Genomic DNA, 21447 nt, shown 5'->3' with positions numbered 1-21447 from the left:
CGATGAAGTTTCAATACGCGTCCCATAGTGTCTGAATACCTACTGTTTTTTAGTCGACGGGCGAGGAGGCGCACTGTCAGCAAGTAGTAATAGCGCGTTGACTCATTGCGCGAGTCAAGGTAATGCTCGAGAAACCAAACCAAATGCTTTCTCTGCCAAGTCCAACGTGCTTCTCGCTGCCAACGCTGTGCGATTTCTGCCTGGATGATCTTCGCCTGGCGTACATGGCGTTGCCGGGTCACGTGCGAGCCGGTCAGAACGCCAGTTAAGGATTCTCCGATCAAGTCAGCACAGGCCGCCTGACCTGTGCTGAAATAGCCCTCCGTCCAACGTAAGCGCTCCATGAACCCCACATTCAAAGCGCTCGACTGAACCAGGATGCTGTGCTCCCGATTTCATTCTGGAGCCCGCACGTCATGATGCGTCCCGACGCCAAAGTCGAAAAAGTCTATCTCTATCCAAAACCTGTCGATTTTCGAAAGTCCATCGATGGACTGGCCGCGCTGGTCGAACTGGATATCAAGGTGGCGGTGTTCGACCCCGTGCTTTTCGTGTTCCTCAACAAGCCGCGCAACCGCGTGAAGATCTTGTACTGGGAGCGCAACGGGTTCTGCCTTTGGCTCAAGCGCCTGGACTCCGCCGGTTCAAAACATCGCCTGATCCGAGCGACGTCGCCATCGTCCTGACCGTTCAGGAACTCAACTGGCTACTCGACGGCTTGGACCTGTGGCGCAACCGTCCTCATCAGGTTTTGACGCCTCGCTACGTCGCCTGATTCGGTATAGTCCGCGGCATGATTTCCATGCCCGAAAACCTCCCTGACGATCCTGTTTTGCTCAAGCAATTGCTTGAGCAAATGATCAATGAACGTGCGTCCGACAAGGGCAAAATTGTTCATCTTGAAGAGGAAGTTGCGCTGTTGCGCCAGCGCCTGTTCGGCCGCAAGAGCGAGCAGACAGGTGACTCGGCAACACCGCAGTTGCTTCTGTTCAACGAGCCGGAAAGCCTTGCTGAGTCCATCGATGAAACCGCCGAGGAAGAGGTGGTTGCGCCAACCAAGCGCCGTGGCAAACGCAAACCGCTGCCCGCTGATTTGCCGCGTATCGAAATCACCCACGAACTGCCTGAACATGAGCTGACCTGTGCTTGCGGCTGCCGCAAACACGTCATTGGCGAAGAAGTTAGTGAGCAACTTGAAATCGTCCCGATGCAAATTCGGGTCATCAAGCACCTTCGCAAGGTCTACGGCTGCCGCGACTGCGAGTCAGCGCCAGTGACGGCAGACAAGCCTGCCCAAGTGATCGAGAAAAGCATGGCCAGCCCCAGCGTGCTGGCCATGCTGCTGACGACCAAGTAAGTAGACGGTTTGCCGCTTCACCGTTTCGAAAAAGTGCTGGGCCGCCACGGCATCGATATTCCACGCCAAACCTTGGCGCGCTGGATTATCCAGTGCGGTGAACACTTGCTGCCGCTACTGAACTTGATGCGCGAGAGCCTGTTGAACAGCCGGATCATCCACTGCGATGAAACCCGCGTACAGGTGTTGAAAGAGCCTGGGCGCGAGCCCAGTAGCCAGTCCTGGATGTGGGTACAAACCGGCGGCCCACCTGATCGGCCGCTGATCCTTTTCGACTACGCCACCAGCCGAGCGCAGGAGGTGCCGACGCGCCTGCTGGATGGCTATCGCGGCTACGTTATGACCGACGACTACGCCGGTTACAACGCGCTGGCCGCGCAGGACGGCGTCGAGCGATTGGGCTGCTGGGCACATGCTCGACGCAAGTTCGTTGAGGCTCAGAAAGTGCAGCCGAAGGGTAAAACCGGACGTGCAGATATTGCCCTGAACCTGATCAACAAGCTGTATGGCATCGAGCGCGACCTGAAGGGCAGCAGCGATGAGATACGCAAACTTGGTCGCGAGGAGCGTAGCCTGCCGGTGTTGGCTCAGTTGAAGAGCTGGATAGAGAAAACCCAGCCCCAGGTGACGACGCAGAACGCCTTGGGCAAAGCCATTGGCTATATGGCCAGCAACTGGAGCAAGTTGGAACGTTACGTCGAGCACGGTTACTTGCCGATCGACAATAACGCCTCTGAGCGTGCCATCCGCCCGTTTGTCGTCGGTCGAAAGAACTGGCTGTTTAGCGACACTCCCAAGGGTGCGGCAGCCAGTGCGCAACTCTACAGCCTGGTCGAAACAGCCAAAGCCAACGGCAAGGAGCCTTATCAAACCCACATCGTCGACCTGAAAGAACGGTCGACAGGTCTACATGCATCCTAATGCCGAATTGTTATGCAGCTGGTCTTCTTTCCTTCTCTTTTTTGAGAAATTTCCTTCCGTCGTCACTGTTGCGAATCGATCCGCCCTCGAGCTACATTCCCCAAGTCGCAGCAAAATCCGCGACCAGGTGTAGGAACCTGCTGGTAAACTTGGCGCACGCACTAGGCGCCCCATTGCAACGGCTGGCGCCTTTTTTGCGCCCGCTGCGATGTCATGGCGGCTGTGTGTGGGCAGGCTTCGGCCTGGCCGGGTTCCAAGTTTCCCGGTATTCCTACCCCATGCACAGCTGCCACCCAATCCCGTAGGAAGGATCGTGGTAGCTCCAAATCGCAAACTTGGAGTCTCATGCATGCTTACTCGCATTCTGAGCAGGATCCTCGCATCCGCTCTCCGCCGCCCAACCCCTGCGGCCACCCCATCCCCAACGTTTTACCCGATCGACAGCCAATCCCTCGCCGAACGCGCCAAGCGGGAGGTTTCCCATGACTGACCGTGAGCGCCTGTCTACCCTCCAAAGCTACGTCTGGACTCTCGAGCTGCTAGGCGAGGCGCTGGTCCAGCATGACGAGGTGCTGGAGTGCGAGCACAACCCGCAACTGAGCTTCCGCAACACAGCGGGCATTCATCAGGCGATCCGAATCATCAGCCGGCTGGCCAGCGAGCAGTTCGCCAAGCTGGAGGCGATGAAGGAGGAGGGGAAAGGTGACGGCGTGCTGCCGTTGAGGCACTGAATCCCAGGCATAAAAAAAGACGCCCTAGGGCGTCTTCTTCTTCGGATTTGGTGGAGCCGGGGGGATTTGAACCCCCGTCCGCCAGTACTCCGCTGTCGGTACTACATGCTTAGCCGTGTCTACTGATTTAATCCGCAGCCGCCCGACGGGCAGGGTGCTTTGGATGAGTTGGGTAAGTTTTAGTCGCTTCGCCCCCAACGTGCTGCACGACGATCCTGTTCTGTATGACAATCATTTCGGGTTTACAGGCATCCCCTGATGATTGCTGGACCCGAAGGTACCAGGAGTGCATGTCAGCTGCAATTAAGCAGCGAGAGCAGCACCGTATTGGTCGTCATTGGCAACTATAGAAAGTTGCAACAGTGGATTTACGAGTTCTGTTACCAACTCGGCATGCACCTAGAGTTTCGCTACCGGCGTCGAATCCTAATCGGCCCCACACTCAGCTCTAGCTGAACGTGCCTTTCAGCACGCAAGGGCGAGTATACGCGCTTACGCGGGCGACGTCGACAGAAGGTTCGGCCGCCCGCGTGCGCGCAGGGACTAGGTGCCGCTGCCACCGGCCGAGCCGCTGCCTTTCTCGGTCTTTTCCAGGCGCTCGAGCACCTTGCTGGTGATGGCGATGCATTCCTTGGTATCGCCTTTCGCCTGAGCGGCCTTGGCCTGGTCCACATGCTCGGTGATGGCCTTGTCCAGGCCTTCGGAGGTGGCGCCGGCGGTGGCCATGCTGTCGTCGATCTTCTGCAGGTTCATGGCGCACAGGTCGTCGGCGGCGAATACAGGCGAGGCCAGCAGGGTGGCGGCCGCGAACAGGGCGGATAGCGCAGTACCTTTCATGGGAGTCTCCTCGTGAGGCCTCGGGAAGGTGGGCCTGATCGGTGGACTGCGTGGCTTTGGGCGGGGTTCAATCGGGTTTGTCGCCCTTGCATCGCGGGGCAAGCCCGCTCCTACACCTTGCGCTTGCGGGGTTTTGGCATGCGCAAATAAAAAACCCCGGCACGGGGCCGGGGCTCTTTCATCACGCTAACGCGATCACTCCTGGTTGGCCAGTTTGTGCTCGAGGTAGTGGATGTTGACGCCGCCTTTGCAGAAACCTTCATCACGCACCAGGTCGCGGTGCAGCGGGATGTTGGTCTTGATGCCGTCGACGACGATCTCGTCCAGGGCATTGCGCATGCGTGCCATGGCTTCGTCGCGGTCCTTGCCGTAGGTGATCAGCTTGCCGATCAACGAATCGTAGTTCGGCGGAACCGAGTAGCCGCTGTACAGGTGCGAATCGACGCGCACGCCGTTGCCGCCCGGGGCGTGGAAGTGCTTCACCTTGCCTGGGCTCGGGATGAACTTCTTCGGGTCTTCGGCGTTGATCCGGCACTCCAGCGAGTGGCCGCGAATCACCACGTCTTCCTGGCGGAACGACAGCTTGTTGCCAGCGGCGATGCTGAGCATCTCCTTGACGATGTCGATACCGGTGACCATTTCCGAAACCGGGTGCTCCACCTGAACACGGGTGTTCATCTCGATGAAGTAGAAGCGGCCGTTCTCGTACAGGAACTCGAAGGTACCGGCACCGCGGTAGCCGATCTCGATGCACGCGTCGACGCAACGCTTGAAGACTTCCTGGCGGGCCTTCTCGTCGATGCCCGGGGCCGGCGCTTCTTCCAGTACTTTCTGGTGACGGCGCTGCAGCGAGCAGTCACGGTCGCCCAGGTGCACGGCGTTGCCCTGGCCGTCGGACAGGACCTGCACTTCCACGTGGCGTGGGTTGGTCAGGAACTTCTCCAGGTAGACCATCGGGTTGCCGAACGCGGCACCGGCTTCGGTGCGGGTCAGCTTGGCCGATTCGATCAGGTCTTCTTCCTTGTGCACAACGCGCATGCCGCGACCACCACCGCCACCGGCGGCCTTGATGATCACCGGGTAACCCACCTCGCGGGCGATCGCCAGCGCGGTTTCCGGGTCTTCCGGCAGCGGGCCGTCGGAGCCCGGTACGGTCGGTACGCCCGACTTGATCATCGCGTCCTTGGCCGACACCTTGTCGCCCATCAGGCGGATGGTGTCGGCTTTCGGGCCGATGAAGATGTAGCCGGAGTTTTCCACCTGCTCGGCGAAATCGGCGTTTTCCGCGAGGAAGCCGTAGCCCGGGTGGATGGCGGTGGCACCTGTCACTTCGGCGGCGGCGATGATCGCCGGGATGTGCAGGTAGGATTCCTTGGACGATGCAGGGCCGATGCAGACCGATTCGTCTGCCAGGCCCAGGTGCATCAGTTCACGGTCAGCCGTGGAGTGCACGGCGACGGTCTTGATGCCCAGCTCTTTGCAGGCACGCAGGATCCGCAGGGCAATTTCCCCGCGGTTGGCGATCAGAACTTTTTCGAGCTTCCCAGACATCGTTGGCTCTCCGCGAATCAAACGATGGTGAACAGCGGCTGGTCGAACTCAACCGGCTGGCCGTCTTCTACCAGGATGGCGTCGATCACACCGCCGATATCGGATTCGATGTGGTTCATCATCTTCATGGCTTCGACGATGCACAGGGTGTCGCCCTTCTTCACGGCCTGGCCGACTTCTGCGTAGTTCGGCGAAGTTGGCGAAGGCTTGCGGTAGAAGGTGCCGACCATCGGCGAACGCACCACGGTGCCTTTCAGGGCAGGTGCGGCGGCAGCGGCTTCAGCGGCCGGGGCGGCAGCGGCGGCAACCGGGGCGGCGGCAGGCGCGGCGGCCATTGGCGCGGGTGCGTAGAACTGCTGGGCGGCTGGGGTCTTGCTGTGACGGCTGATGCGAACGGACTCTTCGCCTTCCTTGATCTCCAGTTCGTCGATGCCGGACTCTTCCAGCAGTTCGATCAGCTTTTTGACTTTACGGATATCCATTAATCAGCAACTCCCAAGGTTCGGTCGGGGGACGTATTTTAAAACGTGTCGAAAACGTTTCTTCATGAGCCTCGGCCCGAAAGGGCCAAGGCCTTGTGTCATCAGGGCTGTGCGTTGGCAGCCAGGTGTTCCAGCGCGGACTCCAGGGCCAACCGGTAACCGGTGGCTCCGAGGCCGCAGATCACCCCTACGGCAACATCCGAAAAGTAGGAGTGGTGACGGAACGGCTCGCGTTTGTGCACGTTGGAAAGGTGCACTTCGATGAATGGGATGCTCACCGCGAGCAATGCGTCACGTAATGCGACGCTGGTGTGGGTGAAAGCGGCCGGATTGATCAGGATGAAGTCCACGCCTTCGTTGCGCGCGGCATGGATGCGGTCGATCAATTCGTACTCGGCATTGCTCTGCAGGTATTGCAGATGGTGGCCGGCGGCGCGGGCGCGCTGCTCCAGGTCCTGATTGATCTGGGCCAGGGTGGCGGCGCCGTAGTGCCCCGGTTCGCGGGTCCCGAGCAGGTTCAGGTTGGGGCCGTGCAGCACCAGTAGGGTTGCCATCTGCGATTCCTTGGTTTTGTAGGGCAATTCGACATAGCGCGGCGACTATGCCGCAACAGGCGCTGAGTGTCCAGTTCCCGGCAATAGCCAGCACGATGTCCGAGATTCACGCAAAGTATGTGACCGGATGATTAACTTTGGTCACTCGCCAGCGGATTTTTCAGAGGCTGCGGGAAGTTATAGACCGAGTTGGCCGCGCACGCGCGCCACAACCTGGGCAAAATCGCCGGCGTTTATCTCGCCAATCACCCGATCGCTGGTCATTTCGCTGCCGTTCGCCGCAAAGAACATTAACGCGGGCGGGCCGAACAGGCGGTAGCGGTCGAGCAGGGCGCGCTGTTCGGCATTGCTTTCGGTGATGTCGAAGCGCAGCAGGCGGAAGGCGCCGAGTTGCGCCTCGACCTGCGGCGCGTTGAGCACCTCGTGCTCGATCACCTTGCAGCTGATGCACCAGTCGGCGTACCAGTCGAGCAGCACTGGCTGGCCGGCGGCCTTGGCTTCGGCCAGGGCGGCGTCGAGGGCGGCGGGGCGGGTGATGGTCTGCCAGGCGTCGGCCTTGGCCGCTGCGGGGCTGCCGGCCACGGTGGGTGGCGGCAGCGGGCGCAGTGGGTCGCCCTGGCCGCTAAGGGCGCCATACCAGCAGGCCAGCGCATAGACCAACAGCGCCAGGCCAAGCAGTTGCGCCAGGCGCTGGCGTGGGGTCTTGACCACGAATTCCAGGGCGCCGAGGAACAACGCCACGCCGGCGGCCAACAGGCCGATCAGCAGCAGGGTGACGGGCCCCGGCAGCACGCGGCTGAGCAGGCCGATGGCCAGGCCCAGCAGCAGCACGCCGATGGCGTTCTTCACCGTGTTCATCCACGGCCCGCTCTTGGGCAGCCAAGCGGCGCCACCGGTGGCGACCAGCAACAGCGGCGCGCCCATGCCCAGGCCCAGGGTAAACAGTTTCAGGGCGCCGCCCAGCGCGTCGCCGCTGGCGCTGATGTACAGCAGCGCGCCGGCCAGCGGCGCCGACACGCACGGTGAGACCAGCAGGCTGGACAGCACGCCGAGCACCGCGGCGCCCAGCAGCGAGCCACCCTTGGTGCGGTGGGCGAGGCTGTCCAGGCGGCTGCTCAGCGCCTGCGGCAGCTTGAGGTCGAACAGGCCGAACATGGCCAGGGCGAACAGCACGAAGAATGCGGCGAACGGCACCAGCACCCAGGCCGACTGCAGGCGCGCCTGCAGGTTCAGGCCGGCGCCGAACAGGCCCATCAAGGCGCCGAGCACGGCGAAGCTCGCCGCCATCGGCAGCACGTAGGCCAGCGACAGCGACAGCCCGCGCAGGCCGCCGACCTGGCCGCGCAGCACCACCCCGGAGAGGATCGGCAGCATCGGCAGCACGCACGGGGTGAAGGTCAGGCCGACACCGGCAAGGAAGAACAGCAGCAGCGACTTCCAGGTCCAGCCCTGTTCGGCGCTTGCCGGCAGCGGAGCGCCTTGGCCATCGATGCTCAACCGCTCGGTTTCCGGCGGATAGCACAGGCCCTTGTCGGCGCAGCCCTGGTAACCCACCAGCAGGGTGAAGGCGCGCGCGTCGTTGCGCGGCAGTTCGATGTCGAGTACGCCGTGGTACACCTCGACGTCGCCGAAGAACTCGTCGTGCTTGGCCTCGCCCTGGGGGATGTTCGGCGCGCCGAGCTTGATGTCCGCAGGCTCGGTGCGGAACTGGAAGCGGTGGCGGTAGAGGTAATAGCCGTCGGTGGCGACGAAGCGCAGCTTGACGGTCTGGGCGTCGGCCTCGATCAGGCTGAGCTTGAAGGCTTCGTGCACCGGCAGGAAGTCGGCGCTGTTGGACGCGGCGCCGAGGGTGGCGCTGGGGCGGTTGTCGAGCAGGCCGCTGGCGAACGCAGGGCTGGCCAGCAGCAGGAACAACAGGAAAAACAGGCGGCGCATGGCGGACTCGCGAGGTGGAACGTGGCGGCATGATAGCGGACTTGGCGAGGCTATGGGCCATCGCGGGGCAAGCCCCGCGATGCTTTCAGAGCCGGAACGCCCGCACCGCCGTGTTCAACTCACCGCCCAGCTTGAGCAACTGCTCGCCCTGCTCACGCCCTTCGCCAATACGCTGCAGGTTGTCCTCGCCCAGCTCGTGGATGCGCTCGCTGTGATCACGAATCTCGCTCACCGCCCCGGTCTGCTGCGCAGTCACATCGGCGATGCGCACCGCGGTGTCGGAAATGGTGCGGATGGCGCTGACGATCGCGTCCAACGCGCCATCGGCCGACTGTGCCTGGTTGGCCGTGGCCTCGGCGTGCTCCAGCTGGGTGCGCATGCCGTCCACCGAATCGCGGGCGGCTTGCTGCAGGCGGTCGATCAGCGCCTGGATCTCGCCGGTGGCGCCAGTGGTGCGCTGCGCCAGCGAGCGCACTTCGTCGGCCACCACGGCGAAGCCTCGGCCCATCTCGCCGGCCCGGGCCGCTTCGATGGCGGCGTTGAGCGCCAGCAGGTTGGTCTGTTCGGCAATCGCCCGGATCACCGTGAGCACGCCACCGATGGTCGCCGACTCTTCCGCCAATTGCTCGATCATGCGGGCGTTGCCTTGCACCTCGTCGACCAGCGTGCGCAGGCCGGACAGGCTCTGGCCGATCACTGTCTGGCCCTGCTCCACGGCCCGGCCGGCGTCGCGGCTGGCCTCGGCGGCTGAGCTGGCATCGCCGGCCACCTGCTGGATGGTCGCCTCCAGCTCGCCCAGGGCGTCGCGGATCTGCGCCGTGTCGCCGGCCTGGCGTTCGGCGCCGTCGTGCAGGGCGCTGCTCATGCCGGCCAGGGCATGGCTGCTGCCGGCCACCTGTTCGGCGTTGTGACGGATAGTGCCGACCAGCTCCACCAGGTACTGGCGCAGGCGGTTCAGCGATTCCTGGATATCGTGCAGCTCGCGGTTGGTGCGGCCTAGGGTGATGGGTTGGGCGAAGTCGCCCTCGGCCCAGCGCGACAGCGCCGGCGCCAGGCTGGTGAGGGTGCGTGCCAGGCGACGTTGCAGGGTGTCGATGAGCAGGGCGATCAGCAGGATCAGGCCGATCATCAGGCCCTGGATCAGCCGTACCTCGCCAGCGATGGTGGCGTGCAGGCCGCGTACCTCGGGCTCGAGGCCGGCGATGGCCTGTTGCACCGCCTCCAGGCGCTCACCGGTGCTGGCGGCCAGGGTGGCGCGGCGCTCGATCTGCTCGCGGGTACGTTGCAGTTCGCCAGGGTAGCGGCTGAGCAGGCTGTGCAGCTCGCGTTTCAGGCCCACGGCGACGTCTTCCTGCTCGGCGCTGGCTTGCGACTCCAGGCCCATCATCGCGGCAAAGTCATCGGCATTGGATTCGGCGGCGCGGGTCACCCCCAGCAGCGGCAGGCCGTCGATGGCCTGGGCCTGGGCGGCGATCTGCTGCAGTTCGCGGTCCACTTCGTCGGCCAGCTCGGCGCGGCCGCTGCTGACCAGCTTGTCGCGGGCCAGGGACAGGCGGCCCAGGTGCAGCGAGGCTTCCAGCAGCGGCGTCAGGTAACGACTGGCGTCGGCGTTGCCGCTGTCACGGGCATAGCCGGCCAGTTGCTCGAGGTTCGCCCCCAGCTCCCGTTCGGCTTGCAGCAGCAAGGCCTGGGGATCGCCGGCCAGCTTGCCGGCGGCGAGCAGTTCGTTGGCGGTGAAGCCCTGCAGGCTGTCCAGGCTCGGGCGCAGCTTGGCCGACAGGGGCTCAGGCCAGTCGGCCAGGGCTGCCTGCAATTGCGTGTTGGCCTCCATGGCCGCCGCGTGGCGCAGGGCGTCGCCGCTGCCCAGGTAGGCCTGGATGTTGCGCGCGGCGTCGTTCTGGAACTGCTGGGACAGGCCCAGGTAGCGCTCCATCAATTGATAGGGACGTTCCAGGGCGCGTTGCGACCACCACAGGGTCGCGCCCAGGGCGATACACACGGTCACCAGCAACAGGGTGTTGAAATTGGTCAGCCACTTCAGGCGCATAGCCGCGAACTTCCTGCGGAGGGGGAGTGGAGAAGTCGGGCCTGAAGTTATTGCGATTTTGTGACGAGGTGATGACGACGGCGGGTTGGCGCCATAAAAAAAGTGGCACAGTGCCGGTATTGGTGCCTGGTCCATCGCGGGGCAAGCCCGCTCCCACGAGTCATGCGCCATTCTGCGCAAATGGAGCAAGCCAATTGCAGGCGTCCAGGCATCGCACGTGGGAGCGAGCTTGCCCCGCGATGAGCTAAGGCTCGACCCGCACCACGCAGTTGCGCCCGGCATGCTTGGCGCGGTACAGCGCCTCGTCCGCGGCGCTGGCCATGGTCAGCGCGTCGAGTTGCTCGTCCAGCTGCACCACCCCGGCGCTGAAGGTGCATTGCAGGTCGTGGGGCTGGGCCGGGTAATGGATCTCGGCAAAGCGCCGACGGATTTCGTCGAGCACCCTGTGCGCCGCTTCCAGTCCGGTATTGGGCATGACGATGGCGAATTCCTCGCCACCGTAGCGGCCGATGAAGTCGGTCTTGCGCAACCGCTGCTTGAGGAACAGCGCCAGGCTCTTGATCACCCGGTCGCCCATGGGGTGGCCGTGGCGGTCGTTGATCTTCTTGAAGTGGTCGATGTCGAGCATGGCGAAGCTAAGGGGCTGCACTTCGCGGCGGGCGCGGAAGCTGCAGTCCTCGAGCAATTGCAGGATGTGGGTGTGGTTGTACAGCCCGGTGAGGCTGTCGCGCACCATCCGTGCCTTGAGGTGGCGGGCGCGGGCGGCGCGGTTGCGCACGGTGGTCACCAGGTGCCGCGAGCGGATTGGCTTGGTCAGGAAGTCGTCGCCGCCCTCGCTCATGGCGTCGAGCTGCTTGTCCAGGTCGTCCTCGGCCGACAGGTAGATGATCGGCACGCTGACGTAGCGGTCGTTGTGGCGGATCACCTTGGCCAGTTCCGGGCCGGTGCACGCGGGCATGTACATGTCGAGGATGATCAGGTCGGGCTGGAAGTCCGCCAGCTCGCTCATGGTGCGGATCGGCTCGGTGAGGGTGCGGGTGATGATCCCGGCGCTGTTGAGCGTTCGCTCGGTGTGCAGGGCCTGGGCCCGGGAGTCGTCGATCACCAGCACGCGGAACGGGTCGTACTGGGTGGCGCTGGTCAGCAGTTCGAGCTTCTCCAGCAGGCTGGAGGCGTCCAGGGTGCCGGTGAGGAACTCCTGGCCGCCGGCACGCACTGCGGCCAGGCGGGTCGGGGTGTCGGTTTCATGCAGGCTGAAGAACAGCAGCGGTACCGGTTGTTCCAGGCCCTGCTGCGCCTGGGCCGCCAGTTGCAGGCCGATGCCGGCGCCAGTGAAGTCGACGTCCATGACGATCGCCGACGGCAGGCGCTCGCTCATCGACGCCTGGAACGCCTCGGCGCTGCACAGCGCCTGCACGGTGAGGCCGAAGAACTCCAGTTGCTGGGCCAGGCGCTCGGCGCGGTCGTGGTCCTGCAGCACGATGTACACCGGTTTGCGCAGCGGCGGCAGGGGCACATTGTCGAGCTGGTCGCCCTTGCGCAGGCCGGTGCGCGACAGGCGCTGCATCAGGCGGTTGAGTTCGCTGATCAGTTCCGAGTTCAGGCGTGCGCTGTTGGCTTCGATGGCGCGCAGGGTCTGGCCGATGGCCGTTGACAGGCTGCCATGCTCGGGCTGCTCGAAGCGTTCGGCATAGCGCTGCAGGCGCAGGTTGGCCTCGCACAGCTCGCCCAGGTCGCCGCTGGACCACTCGCCACGCTGCAGGCGCTGCCAGATCTCGAGGATCTGCCGAGCCTGGTGGATCACCCGCTGGGCAAAATGCTGCTTGAGGCGTTCGTGGCTCGGCTCGGCTGGCTGGGTCATGTCCTGACTACTTATGAGTGGGAGGGTGCAGGTTCAATGATGGCTCTATGCTAGCACCGCTTTTCCGACAAGCGAGTGCCTCGGGTCAACAAAGTGTTAAGGGACCGTAATTCAGTTGCTGACCTGTTGGTCGCTTATACGAATGGCGGCGTCTGCTTTATAGTGCTGTCACCTGGGTTTGTCGTGGCACCCTGGCCGAGGCCTGTGGTCCAAACCCTGAACCGTTCGTGACTGATTAAGGACAATGCCATGCTGGATTGGAAAAACCGCGAGGCCAAGGCCGAGCCCCGCGAGCGGGTCGAAACCCGCGGCGCCGCTACCCGTAGCTACGTTGGCGGCCTCTGGAGCCGTGCCCTGGGCACCCTGATCGGCCTCTACCTGCTGGTGTGCATCGGCCTGGGCTGGTACTGGAGCCAGGAGCCCGAGCTGTTCCCGGTGCAGCAGAACGCCCAGGCCGCCGCCGAGCGCAACGGCCAGCAGATGGTGGTCGGCTACACCACCATCGAAACCCTCAAGACCGTCGCCGGCACCCTGCTCGACAAGCCGGGGGGCTACATCTCCAACGACCGTTTCCCGCCAGGGCTGTGGATGGACAACATGCCGAGCTGGGAATACGGCGTGCTGGTCCAGGTGCGTGACCTGTCCCGCGCCTTGCGCAAGGACTTCGCCCGTTCGCAGTCGCAATCGACCGAGGATGCCGACCTGGCCAAGGCCGAACCGCGCTTCAACTTCGACAACAAGAGCTGGATCCTGCCGTCGAGCGAGTCGGAGTTCGAAGAGGGCATCAAGTCGCTGAACCGCTACCAGGTGCGCCTGGCCAAGGGCGACCAGGGCGCGATCTTCTACACCCGCGCCGACAACCTGAACAACTGGCTGGGTGACGTCGCTACCCGCCTGGGCTCGCTGTCGCAGCGCCTGTCGGCCAGTGTCGGCCGGGTCAAGCTCAACAACACCCTGAAGACCGAGTCCGTGGCCCCGGGCCAGGCGCCACAGGTCGACGAGGAAGTGGTCGAGACCCCATGGCTGCAGATCGACAACGTGTTCTACGAAGCCCGTGGCCAGGCTTGGGCGCTGTCGCACCTGCTGCGCGCCATCGAGGTCGATTTCGCCGACGTGCTGGCGAAGAAGAACGCCACGGTCAGCGTGCGGCAGATCATCCGCGAGCTGGAAGCCTCGCAGGAAGCGCTGTGGAGCCCGATGGTGCTCAACGGCAGCGGCTTCGGCATGTGGGCCAACCACTCGCTGGTGATGGCAAACTACATCTCCCGTGCCAATGCCGCGGTCATCGACCTGCGCCAACTGCTGTCCCAAGGCTGAGGTGCCGGTCAATCCTGCCGAGGTCGCGCACCGCGCGGCCTCCGACGCCGAACTGGTGGCCTGGGTCGATGAGCATGACCAACTGCTCGGTGCCCTGCCACGGGCCGAATTGCGTGAGCGCGGCCTGATCGGGCGCTGTACCTTTATCCTGCTGTTCAACAGCGCGGGCGACCTGTGCGTGCACCGGCGGACCCTGAGCAAGGCGCTGTATCCCGGTTACTGGGATGTGGCGGCGGGGGGGATGGTCGGGGTGCAGGAGTCCTATGCCGAATCGGCGGCCCGGGAGCTTGCGGAGGAGCTGGGGGTGAGCGGCGTCGAGCTGCGCTTCCATGAAACCTTCCCTCTCGACCTGCCGGGCAACCGCTTATGGTGCGCGGTATTCTCGGCTGTTTGGGACGGAGCGTTGCGGCTGCAACCCGAGGAGGTGAGTGAGGCACGCTTTATCAAGCTTGCCCGGCTGGAGCTCGACTTTTGCAGGTCGCAACTCTGTCCCGATTCGCTGTTGGCGCTTGAGCGCTACATGGCCGGCATTCAACCCTAGGCGCCTTGGTCGATCAGCCCCAGGCGCGGCACCTTGGTACCCGGCCGAAGCAAGGCACCGGGTGCTATAACGGCGTTTGCGCCGATTTTGCAGATGTCGCCGATCAGTGCGCCGAATTTGCTGACTTGCGTTTCTATCACCCCGTCGCCGTGGCGAATTATGATGGGCGCGCCGTCCAACTCATTGCGATAATTGGCGATGATGGCGCCGGCTTCGACGTTGACGTTCGCTCCGATCAACGAGTCGCCGACAAAATTGAAGTGTGCCAGTTTGCTGCCGTCGAGAATGAAGCTGCTTTTCACTTCGCAGCTTGGGCCGACGATGCACTGGCGGCCGAGGTAAACCCCGTCCCGCAGGTAGGCCCCCGCAGCGACAAAGCAATCCGCGCCGATAATGATCGGGCCTTTCAGCACTGCACCTGGCTCGATGGTTGCAGTCTCATGGATCGCGCAATCGCCTTGGCGCCGGAAGCCTGGCGGCAGCGTGCCAAGCAATGCCCGAACCTGATTCTGACTGTCCTGGGTCAATTGCCAGGGGAGTGGCAGGCTCAGTCCCAGTTGCTGCCAACGGGCAATGAAGTCGCTGATGGCGGGAATCTTCATGGACGGCTCTCCTACATGGGCTTGGTGAAGGCCGTTACTATGAGGGTTGCTCCAAGCGTTGCCATTAGTGAATCGTTACCGGGTATTGAATCAAGGTGCCTGAAGGGCGGCTCTCGCGTCGAGTCTCGGACCAGGTTGTCGCGCTATGGTGAGCCAGGTCGCAAAACATTCGTAAAATGGCGCAATCCTGTACTTAGCAACAGCCAGATTTATCGTTACACTGCGCGCCCTTTTCGGGCTGCCGCACAACCTTGCGGCAGTAGCGCCGCCCCTGCCAGAGTGGGGCATCGCGGTCGGCTCCCGCCGACCAGTTTTTTGTCCTCGGCACAGAGGAACAAAAGTGGCCAAGAAAGCTTCTTCCTTTTCCGCCCTGGGCGGTCTCGTCTTTTCCACCGATGCCGGTCGGCACTGTCCCGACTGCAGCAAACCGGTGGACGACTGTATCTGCAAGCAGCAGGTCATCCCCGAGGGGGATGGCATTGCCCGCGTGCGCCGTGAAAGCAAAGGCCGTGGCGGCAAGACGGTGACCACCATCACGGGCGTCCCCCTGGCCCTGGAACCGCTCAAGGAGCTCGCCAGCACGCTCAAGCGTCGCTGCGGCACCGGTGGCGCGCTCAAGGATGGGGTCATTGAAATCCAGGGCGATCACGTCGAGCTGTTGCTCGCCGAGCTGATCAAGCAGGGTTTCAAGGCGAAGAAATCCGGCGGCTGAGTGCAGCCGCGCGATTTTTTGCCCAGCGCTTTCTAAACTCGTTCCCGTGGGCAGGGTCTATGCCTGACACGGAAGAATCGTCATTTTCAGTATTTACACTGCCAGCGCCCCGAGGTGGGGCAGTGTTTCGACTTTTCATACAGGGGACTTGAATGTCCGTACGACGCACACGCAAAGACGATGGTAGCCAGTGGACCGTGGCCGACAGCCGCAGTGTTTATGGCATCCGCCATTGGGGCGCAGGTTATTTCGCCATCAATGACGCCGGGCGCGTCGAAGTGCGCCCCAACGGCCCGGACAGCGCGCCGATCGACCTCTTCGAACAGGTCCAGGAACTGCGCCAGAGCGGTCTGTCGCTGCCGCTGCTGGTGCGTTTCCCCGACATCCTGCAGGACCGCGTGCGCCAGCTGACCGGCGCCTTCGACGCCAACATCGCGCGTCTGGAGTACCAGAGCCAGTACACCGCGCTGTACCCGATCAAGGTCAACCAGCAGGAAGCGGTGGTCGAGAACATCATCGCCACCCAGAACGTCTCCATTGGCCTGGAAGCCGGCTCAAAGCCCGAGCTGCTGGCGGTGCTGGCGCTGGCGCCGAAGGGCGGCACCATCGTCTGCAACGGCTACAAGGACCGCGAATTCATCCGTCTGGCGCTGATGGGCCAGAAGCTCGGCCACAACGTGTTCATCGTGATCGAGAAGGAGTCCGAGGTCGCCCTGGTGATCGAAGAGGCCGCGGAGCTCAAGGTCAAGCCACAGGTCGGCCTGCGCGTGCGCCTGTCGTCGCTGGCGTCGAGCAAGTGGGCCGACACTGGCGGTGAGAAATCCAAGTTCGGCCTGTCCGCCGCCCAGCTGATCTCCGTGGTGCAGCGTTTCCGTGACGCCGGGCTCGACCAGGGCATCCGCCTGCTGCACTTCCACATGGGCTCGCAGATCGCCAACCTGGCCGACTACCAGCACGGCTTCAAGGAAGCCATCCGCTACTACGGCGAATTGCGCGCCCTGGGCCTGCCGGTCGATCACATCGATGTCGGTGGCGGCCTGGGCGTCGACTACGACGGCACCCACTCGCGCAACGCCAGCTCGATCAACTACGACATGGACGACTACGCCGGCGTGGTGGTCGGGATGCTCAAGGAGTTCTGCGACGCGCAGGGCCTGCCACACCCGCACATCTTCTCCGAGAGCGGCCGCTCGCTTACCGCGCACCACGCCATGCTGGTGATCCAGGTGACCGACGTCGAGAGCCACAACGACGAAGTGCCGACCATCGAAAACAAGGAAAGCCTGCCCGAGACCGTGCAGTGGCTGGCCGACCTGCTCGGCCCGACCGATATCGAGATGGTTACCGAGACCTACTGGCGCGCCACCCACTACATGGGCGACGTGGCCGCGCAGTACGCCGACGGCAAGCTGACCCTGGCCGAGAAGGCCCTGGCCGAGCAGTGCTACTTCGCCGTGTGCCGTCGCCTGCACAACTCGCTCAAGGCCCGCCAGCGCTCGCACCGCCAGGTGCTGGACGAACTCAACGACAAGCTCGCCGACAAGTACATCTGCAATTTCTCGGTGTTCCAGAGCCTGCCGGACACCTGGGCCATCGGCCAGGTGCTGCCGATCATCCCGCTGCACCGCCTGGACGAAGAGCCGCTGCGCCGCGCCGTGCTGCAGGACCTGACCTGCGACTCCGACGGCAAGATCAACCAGTACGTCGACGAGCAGAGCATCGAGACCAGCATGCCGGTGCACGCGGTCAAGGAAGGCGAGGACTACCTGCTCGGCGTGTTCCTGGTCGGCGCCTACCAGGAGATCCTCGGCGACATGCACAACCTGTTCGGTGACACCGACTCGGTGAACATCTACCAGAACGCCGATGGCAGCGTGTACCACGCCGGTATCGAGACCCACGACACCATCGAGGACATGCTGCGCTACGTGCACCTGTCGCCGGAGGAGTTGATGACCCACTACCGCGACAAGGTCGCCAGCGCCAGGATCACCGCCCGCGAGCGTACCCAGTACCTCGACGCGCTGCGCCTGGGGCTGACCCGCTCCTCGTACCTGTCGTCCTGATCGTGCCGGGCCCGCCGCGCGGCCCTTTGGCATAGGTGCCGCCGCGCGGCCCTCTGGCACACGGCTGTCGCCACGGGTTATCACCTGTGGCGGCAGCCTTCAGGCGGCGCCGCCCAAGCGTTCGACAAGCAAGGCGGCGTAGCCAGGCAACGCGCTGAAGTCCCGCGAGCACAGCAGCAAGCGGCGCTTCGCCCAGGCCTCCTGCAAGGCGACCCAGCGCAGCGGCAAGCTGTGCTCCCAGCGTCGCACCGAGGTCAACGGCACCACGGCCACCCCCGCGCCACCTCCGACCATCCTGATCACCCCGTCGAATCCTTCGGCGCGTACGCGCACCTGCATTCGTCTCCCCAGGCGCAAGGCCTGTTCCTCCAGATGCAGCGCCAAGGCGCTGTCGGCACCCAGCCCCACATGCCCATGGGCCAGGCTGGCGTTGAAGTCTGCCCGGTCGCTGGCCGCCAGCGGGTGCTCGCGTGGCATCACCAGCACCAGCGGATCGTCGCGAAACGGTCGCGTCTGCAGGGTTGCGCAGGGCGCGGCATTCGAGACGATGCCCAGGTCCGCCATGCCCTGGCTGATTGCCTGGACGATATGCAGGCTGGGCAGTTCCTGGATATCCACGCTTACCCCCGGGTGCTCGGCCAGGTAGCCGGCCAGCAGCTCCGGCAGGTACTCGGTCAACGCCGCCGTGTTGCACAGCAGGCGCACCTGGCCTTGCAGGCCCTGTGCATAGTGCCCGAGGTCGAATTGCAGGCGCTCGACCTGCTGCGCGATCAGCCGCGCATGCTGCAGCAGGGCTTGGCCGGCGGGCGTGGGCAGCACGCCGCGGCGGTTGCGTTCGAGCAAGGGTATGCCCAGCGAGGCTTCCATGGCGCGAATGCGCGCACTGGCGGCCGGCAGCGAGAGGTGGCTGCGCCGGGCGCCAGCGGTGATGTTGCCGCTTTCGAGGGTGTGCTGGAACAGCTTGAGGTCGATCAGGTCGAAATGCATCTGCCTCTGTCCTGGCAAGAGTCTGCCTGAGTATATGGCAGATTTTCAGCGTGCTGGCCGCACGGCAGGATGGCGGTCATGAATACCTTCCTGGCGTTTTATCAGAACATCGGTCCGGCGCTGTCATTGCTGGTGATCCTGACCTTCTTCCTGGCCGGCGCGGTCAAGGGTGTCATCGGCCTCGGGTTGCCGACCGTTGCCATGGGCTTGCTTGGCCTGGCTATGCCTCCGGCACAGGCAGCGGCGCTGCTGATCGTGCCATCGACCTTGACCAACCTCTGGCAGCTGGCGGCCGGCGGCCATCTGTTCGCGCTGCTGCGCCGCCTGGGCGGGATGCTGGCGATGATCTTTATCGGCACCCTGCTGGGCAGCGCCTGGCTGGGAATCGACAGCGGTCCGTGGGCGGCCCATGGCCTGGGCGCCGCGTTGCTGGTCTATGCCCTCTATGGGCTGGTCGGCCCAGGGCTGCGCGTGGCCCAGGCCAGGGAGCCCTGGCTGGGGCCGCTCTGCGGGTTGCTCACGGGTGGGGTGACGGCCGCCACCGGCGTGTTCGTCATGCCCGCGGTGCCCTACCTGCAGGGCCTGGGCCTGAGCCGCGACGAGCTGGTCCAGGCGCTGGGCCTGTCGTTCACCGTCTCGACCCTGGCCCTGGCGGTCGGCCTGGCCGGGCAGGATGCCCTGGGTGGCCAAGCCCTGGGGGCTTCACTGCTGGTGTTGGCGCCGGCGTTGCTGGGCATGTTCGCCGGCCAGTGGCTGCGCGGACGGATCGGCGCAGCGCTGTTCAAGCGCTGCTTCTTCATCGGCCTTGCGCTGCTGGGCGGGCACCTGCTGGTCAACGGCTAGCGGACGAAGCGCTGAGCATGTCGATCATCTGGATGTCGAAATCGCGCTCCAGGTAATCCATGCGTTTATCGAAGAATGCACGCATATGCGGCAGTGCCGAATGCACGTCCAGCGCGTCCTTGCTGGCCCATACCTCGAAAAACACGAACAGGGTCGGGTCCGCCTTGTCGCGCAGCATGTGGTACTCGATGCAACCCGGCTCCTGGCGGCTCGGCTCCACGTAAGGACGGAACAGCTGTTCGAAGGCCTCGGCCTGTTCCGGGCGGGTCTTGGCTTTGAGGATGAAGGCGTATTGCTCGGTCATGGGGAAACGCTCTGTAAGGGGAGTGAGCAAATTCTAAATCAACAATATGTTTACCATTCGTGATTTGCAGGCAAAAGAATTTTGCCCAGCCCTGGCTGTTTCCCGGGTGCCCGGTTGCCTAACCTGCCGGCAACTTCACTTACAGGGCTGACCCTCCCATGAAAAAGATTCTCCTGCTCAATGGCGGCAAACGCTTCGCCCACTCCGATGGCCGTCTCAACCAGACCCTGCACGATGCCGCACTGGCCCATCTGGACCGCGCCGGTTTCGATGTGCGGGAAACCTTCATCGACGGCGGTTACGACGTCCAGGCCGAGGTGGAGAAATTCCTCTGGGCGGATGTGGTGATCTACCAGATGCCCGGTTGGTGGATGGGCGCGCCATGGACCGTGAAGAAGTACATCGACGATGTGTTCACCGCCGGCCACGGCAGCCTGTACGCCAACGATGGCCGTACCCGCTCCGACGCCTCGCAGAAGTACGGCAGCGGTGGCCTGGTGCAGGGCAAGCAATACATGCTGTCGCTGACCTGGAACGCGCCGCGGCAGGCGTTCGATGACCCCAGCGATTTCTTCGAGGGCAAGGGCGTGGACGCGGTGTACTTCCCGTTCCACAAGGCCAACCAGTTCCTCGGCATGACCGGTTTGCCGACCTACCTGGCCGTGGATGTGATGAAGCGCCCGGATGTGCCGGCGGCGCTGGCGGCTTATCAGCAGCACCTGGATGAGGTGTTCGGCAAGGGCTATTGAGTCGCGACCCATCGCGGGGCAAGCCCGCTCCCACGAAGCCCTGATTATCGTGGGAGCGGGCTTGCCCCACGATGGACTTACTGCTTGCGCATGCCAGGCTCAACAGCTATCAATCACGGCATCCTCCATTCAGGTCCTCGTGCGTGAAAACCCGATCCGAAGAACTCCAGGTATTTGTCGCCGTCATCGACAGCGGCTCGATCTCCGCCGCCGCGGAGCAGATCGGCCAGACGCCCTCCGCAGTCAGCCGAACCTTGTCGCGTCTGGAGGGCAAGCTCGGCACCACGCTGGTCAATCGCACCACTCGGCGCATGGACCTGACCGAGGAGGGGCGTTTCTTCCTGGCGCGCGCCCGGGCGATTCTCGAGCAGATGGACGACATGGAAGAGCGCCTGTCGCTGAACCGCCAGACCCCGACCGGGCGCCTGCGCATCAACGCCGCCGCGCCGTTCATGCTGCACGCGATCCTGCCGTGGATCGGCGAGTTCCGCCAGCAGTACCCCGGCATCGAGCTGGAATTGAACACCGACGACCTGATCATCGACCTGCTGGAGCAAAGCACTGACGTGGCCATCCGCATCGGCGAACTGGCCGACTCCAGCCTGCACGCCCGTTCGCTCGGCTGCAGCCCGGTGCAGGTGCTTGCCAGCCCTGATTACCTGGCCCGGCATGGCACACCGGAACGGGTCGAGGACCTCGAGGCTCATTGCCTGCTCGGCTTCAGCTCCCTCGAGTCGCTCAACCAATGGCCACTGCGCCATGCCCAGGGCGACCGCTGGGCAATCCGCCCGCAGCTGGTCGCCTCGAGCGGCGAAACCCTGCGCCAGCTGGCCATCGCCGGCGAGGGCATCGTCAGCCTGTCGCACTTCATGACCCACGAGGACATCCGCGCCGGCCGTCTGAACGTGATCCTGGCCGAGCACAACAATGGCTATCGCCAGCCGATCCACGCGGTCTACTACCGCAACACCCAGCTGGCCCTGCGCATCCAGTGCTTTCTCGATTTCATCCAGAAAAAGCTGGCGGTCTACGCCTGCTGAGTTGCCTGAA

19 protein-coding genes, 1 other RNA gene and 2 pseudogenes are annotated in these 21447 nt (G+C 63.9%); 10 read left to right on the top strand and 12 right to left on the bottom strand.

Annotated features, from left to right (window positions below; genetic code table 11):
• Positions 1-41: 41 nt before the first annotated feature.
• Positions 42-284, bottom strand: a pseudogene (locus tag KHO27_RS26280) (hypothetical protein); the annotation flags it as partial.
• A 132-nt stretch (positions 285-416) separates the two neighbouring features.
• Here KHO27_RS26280 and tnpB point away from each other — a divergent pair.
• The 3 genes and pseudogenes from tnpB (at position 417) to KHO27_RS18620 (ending at position 3009) form a co-directional block, all read left to right on the top strand.
• On the top strand, positions 417-686 hold the full coding sequence (tnpB, locus tag KHO27_RS18630) for an IS66 family insertion sequence element accessory protein TnpB (RefSeq protein ID WP_250888379.1): 270 nt from the start codon (positions 417-419) through the stop codon (positions 684-686).
• Between the two features lie 107 nt (positions 687-793).
• Positions 794-2224: pseudogene (gene tnpC, locus KHO27_RS18625) on the top strand (IS66 family transposase); the annotation flags it as partial.
• 536 nt (positions 2225-2760) lie between these two features.
• Positions 2761-3009, top strand: coding sequence for a hypothetical protein (locus KHO27_RS18620; protein WP_214500611.1), 249 nt, complete (start codon positions 2761-2763; stop codon positions 3007-3009).
• A 48-nt stretch (positions 3010-3057) separates the two neighbouring features.
• On the opposite strand, the gene ssrA is transcribed toward KHO27_RS18620, so the two are convergent.
• From ssrA to KHO27_RS18580, 8 genes are all read right to left on the bottom strand, one after another.
• Positions 3058-3447, bottom strand: a transfer-messenger RNA (tmRNA) gene (gene ssrA / locus KHO27_RS18615).
• A gap of 105 nt (positions 3448-3552) precedes the next feature.
• Positions 3553-3846: a PA2433 domain-containing protein gene (locus KHO27_RS18610; RefSeq protein ID WP_023631557.1), complete on the bottom strand. Its 294-nt coding sequence runs from the start codon at positions 3844-3846 to the stop codon at positions 3553-3555.
• A gap of 195 nt (positions 3847-4041) precedes the next feature.
• The gene (gene accC / locus KHO27_RS18605; protein ID WP_102684478.1) at positions 4042-5397 is read right to left on the bottom strand and encodes an acetyl-CoA carboxylase biotin carboxylase subunit; all 1356 of its coding nucleotides are present in this window, start codon (positions 5395-5397) and stop codon (positions 4042-4044) included.
• Between the two features lie 17 nt (positions 5398-5414).
• Positions 5415-5879, bottom strand: coding sequence for an acetyl-CoA carboxylase biotin carboxyl carrier protein (accB, locus tag KHO27_RS18600; protein WP_046854115.1), 465 nt, complete (start codon positions 5877-5879; stop codon positions 5415-5417).
• Positions 5880-5980: 101 nt separating this feature from the next.
• Positions 5981-6433: a type II 3-dehydroquinate dehydratase gene (gene aroQ, locus KHO27_RS18595; protein ID WP_011535870.1), complete on the bottom strand. Its 453-nt coding sequence runs from the start codon at positions 6431-6433 to the stop codon at positions 5981-5983.
• A gap of 177 nt (positions 6434-6610) precedes the next feature.
• A complete protein-coding gene (locus KHO27_RS18590) occupies positions 6611-8368 on the bottom strand; it encodes a protein-disulfide reductase DsbD (protein WP_214500610.1) in 1758 nt (585 codons plus the stop codon).
• An 85-nt stretch (positions 8369-8453) separates the two neighbouring features.
• Positions 8454-10199 (bottom strand): methyl-accepting chemotaxis protein, encoded by a 1746-nt coding sequence (locus KHO27_RS18585; protein ID WP_502937654.1) that lies wholly within the window; start codon positions 10197-10199, stop codon positions 8454-8456.
• Positions 10200-10659: 460 nt separating this feature from the next.
• The gene (locus KHO27_RS18580) at positions 10660-12276 is read right to left on the bottom strand and encodes a diguanylate cyclase (protein WP_111533339.1); all 1617 of its coding nucleotides are present in this window, start codon (positions 12274-12276) and stop codon (positions 10660-10662) included.
• A 249-nt stretch (positions 12277-12525) separates the two neighbouring features.
• On the opposite strand from KHO27_RS18580, the gene KHO27_RS18575 reads away from it, so the two are divergent.
• Both KHO27_RS18575 and KHO27_RS18570 read left to right on the top strand, forming a co-directional pair.
• A complete protein-coding gene (locus KHO27_RS18575; RefSeq protein WP_102684474.1) occupies positions 12526-13593 on the top strand; it encodes a DUF2333 family protein in 1068 nt (355 codons plus the stop codon).
• A 1-nt stretch (position 13594) separates the two neighbouring features.
• Positions 13595-14134 (top strand): NUDIX hydrolase, encoded by a 540-nt coding sequence (locus tag KHO27_RS18570; RefSeq protein WP_110703721.1) that lies wholly within the window; start codon positions 13595-13597, stop codon positions 14132-14134.
• Here KHO27_RS18570 and KHO27_RS18565 read toward each other — a convergent pair.
• Complete coding sequence (locus tag KHO27_RS18565; RefSeq protein WP_110703723.1) at positions 14131-14736, bottom strand: DapH/DapD/GlmU-related protein; 606 nt, start codon at positions 14734-14736, stop codon at positions 14131-14133. The two genes, KHO27_RS18570 and KHO27_RS18565, sit on opposite strands and share 4 nt — an antisense overlap.
• Before the next feature lie 340 nt (positions 14737-15076).
• Here KHO27_RS18565 and KHO27_RS18560 point away from each other — a divergent pair, with 340 nt between their 5' ends.
• Positions 15077-15448: a translation initiation factor Sui1 gene (locus KHO27_RS18560; protein WP_023631654.1), complete on the top strand. Its 372-nt coding sequence runs from the start codon at positions 15077-15079 to the stop codon at positions 15446-15448.
• 152 nt (positions 15449-15600) lie between these two features.
• Positions 15601-17514 (top strand): arginine decarboxylase, encoded by a 1914-nt coding sequence (gene speA, locus KHO27_RS18555; RefSeq protein WP_023631655.1) that lies wholly within the window; start codon positions 15601-15603, stop codon positions 17512-17514.
• A 99-nt stretch (positions 17515-17613) separates the two neighbouring features.
• Here the strand turns inward: speA and KHO27_RS18550 are convergent, their stop codons facing one another.
• Complete coding sequence (locus KHO27_RS18550; RefSeq protein ID WP_110703725.1) at positions 17614-18501, bottom strand: LysR substrate-binding domain-containing protein; 888 nt, start codon at positions 18499-18501, stop codon at positions 17614-17616.
• A 78-nt stretch (positions 18502-18579) separates the two neighbouring features.
• Here KHO27_RS18550 and KHO27_RS18545 point away from each other — a divergent pair, with 78 nt between their 5' ends.
• Positions 18580-19344 carry a sulfite exporter TauE/SafE family protein gene (locus KHO27_RS18545; RefSeq protein WP_214500608.1) on the top strand — a complete coding sequence of 255 codons (765 nt, stop codon included), beginning with the start codon at positions 18580-18582 and terminating at the stop codon, positions 19342-19344.
• On the opposite strand, the gene KHO27_RS18540 is transcribed toward KHO27_RS18545, so the two are convergent.
• On the bottom strand, positions 19334-19648 hold the full coding sequence (locus tag KHO27_RS18540; RefSeq protein WP_214500607.1) for a putative quinol monooxygenase: 315 nt from the start codon (positions 19646-19648) through the stop codon (positions 19334-19336). The two genes, KHO27_RS18545 and KHO27_RS18540, sit on opposite strands and share 11 nt — an antisense overlap.
• 158 nt (positions 19649-19806) lie before the next feature.
• Between KHO27_RS18540 and mdaB the strand changes: the two genes are divergently transcribed.
• Together mdaB and KHO27_RS18530 are read left to right on the top strand one after the other, a co-directional pair.
• Positions 19807-20397, top strand: a complete 591-nt coding sequence (gene mdaB, locus KHO27_RS18535) for an NADPH:quinone oxidoreductase MdaB (RefSeq protein ID WP_110703731.1) — start codon at positions 19807-19809, stop codon at positions 20395-20397.
• 143 nt (positions 20398-20540) lie between these two features.
• Positions 20541-21437: a LysR family transcriptional regulator gene (locus KHO27_RS18530; RefSeq protein ID WP_110703733.1), complete on the top strand. Its 897-nt coding sequence runs from the start codon at positions 20541-20543 to the stop codon at positions 21435-21437.
• Positions 21438-21447: the final 10 nt, after the last annotated feature.

Source organism: Pseudomonas sp. RC3H12, from assembly GCF_018596375.1.
Lineage (GTDB): Bacteria > Pseudomonadota > Gammaproteobacteria > Pseudomonadales > Pseudomonadaceae > Aquipseudomonas.
This window is presented reverse-complemented; position numbering and strand designations above follow the sequence as displayed.

Excerpts from the sequence above, each read along its gene's own strand:
- tnpB (WP_250888379.1), top strand. The coding sequence starts at position 417 with ATGATGCGTCCCGACGCCAAAGTCGAAAAAGTCTATCTCTATCCAAAA.
- KHO27_RS18620 (WP_214500611.1), top strand. The coding sequence starts at position 2,761 with ATGACTGACCGTGAGCGCCTGTCTACCCTCCAAAGCTACGTCTGGACT.
- KHO27_RS18610 (WP_023631557.1), bottom strand. The coding sequence starts at position 3,846 with ATGAAAGGTACTGCGCTATCCGCCCTGTTCGCGGCCGCCACCCTGCTG.
- accC (WP_102684478.1), bottom strand. The coding sequence starts at position 5,397 with ATGTCTGGGAAGCTCGAAAAAGTTCTGATCGCCAACCGCGGGGAAATT.
- accB (WP_046854115.1), bottom strand. The coding sequence starts at position 5,879 with ATGGATATCCGTAAAGTCAAAAAGCTGATCGAACTGCTGGAAGAGTCC.
- aroQ (WP_011535870.1), bottom strand. The coding sequence starts at position 6,433 with ATGGCAACCCTACTGGTGCTGCACGGCCCCAACCTGAACCTGCTCGGG.
- KHO27_RS18590 (WP_214500610.1), bottom strand. The coding sequence starts at position 8,368 with ATGCGCCGCCTGTTTTTCCTGTTGTTCCTGCTGCTGGCCAGCCCTGCG.
- KHO27_RS18585 (WP_502937654.1), bottom strand. The coding sequence starts at position 10,199 with ATGGAGGCCAACACGCAATTGCAGGCAGCCCTGGCCGACTGGCCTGAG.
- KHO27_RS18580 (WP_111533339.1), bottom strand. The coding sequence starts at position 12,276 with ATGACCCAGCCAGCCGAGCCGAGCCACGAACGCCTCAAGCAGCATTTT.
- KHO27_RS18575 (WP_102684474.1), top strand. The coding sequence starts at position 12,526 with ATGCTGGATTGGAAAAACCGCGAGGCCAAGGCCGAGCCCCGCGAGCGG.
- KHO27_RS18565 (WP_110703723.1), bottom strand. The coding sequence starts at position 14,736 with ATGAAGATTCCCGCCATCAGCGACTTCATTGCCCGTTGGCAGCAACTG.
- speA (WP_023631655.1), top strand. The coding sequence starts at position 15,601 with ATGTCCGTACGACGCACACGCAAAGACGATGGTAGCCAGTGGACCGTG.
- KHO27_RS18550 (WP_110703725.1), bottom strand. The coding sequence starts at position 18,501 with ATGCATTTCGACCTGATCGACCTCAAGCTGTTCCAGCACACCCTCGAA.
- KHO27_RS18545 (WP_214500608.1), top strand. The coding sequence starts at position 18,580 with ATGAATACCTTCCTGGCGTTTTATCAGAACATCGGTCCGGCGCTGTCA.
- KHO27_RS18540 (WP_214500607.1), bottom strand. The coding sequence starts at position 19,648 with ATGACCGAGCAATACGCCTTCATCCTCAAAGCCAAGACCCGCCCGGAA.
- mdaB (WP_110703731.1), top strand. The coding sequence starts at position 19,807 with ATGAAAAAGATTCTCCTGCTCAATGGCGGCAAACGCTTCGCCCACTCC.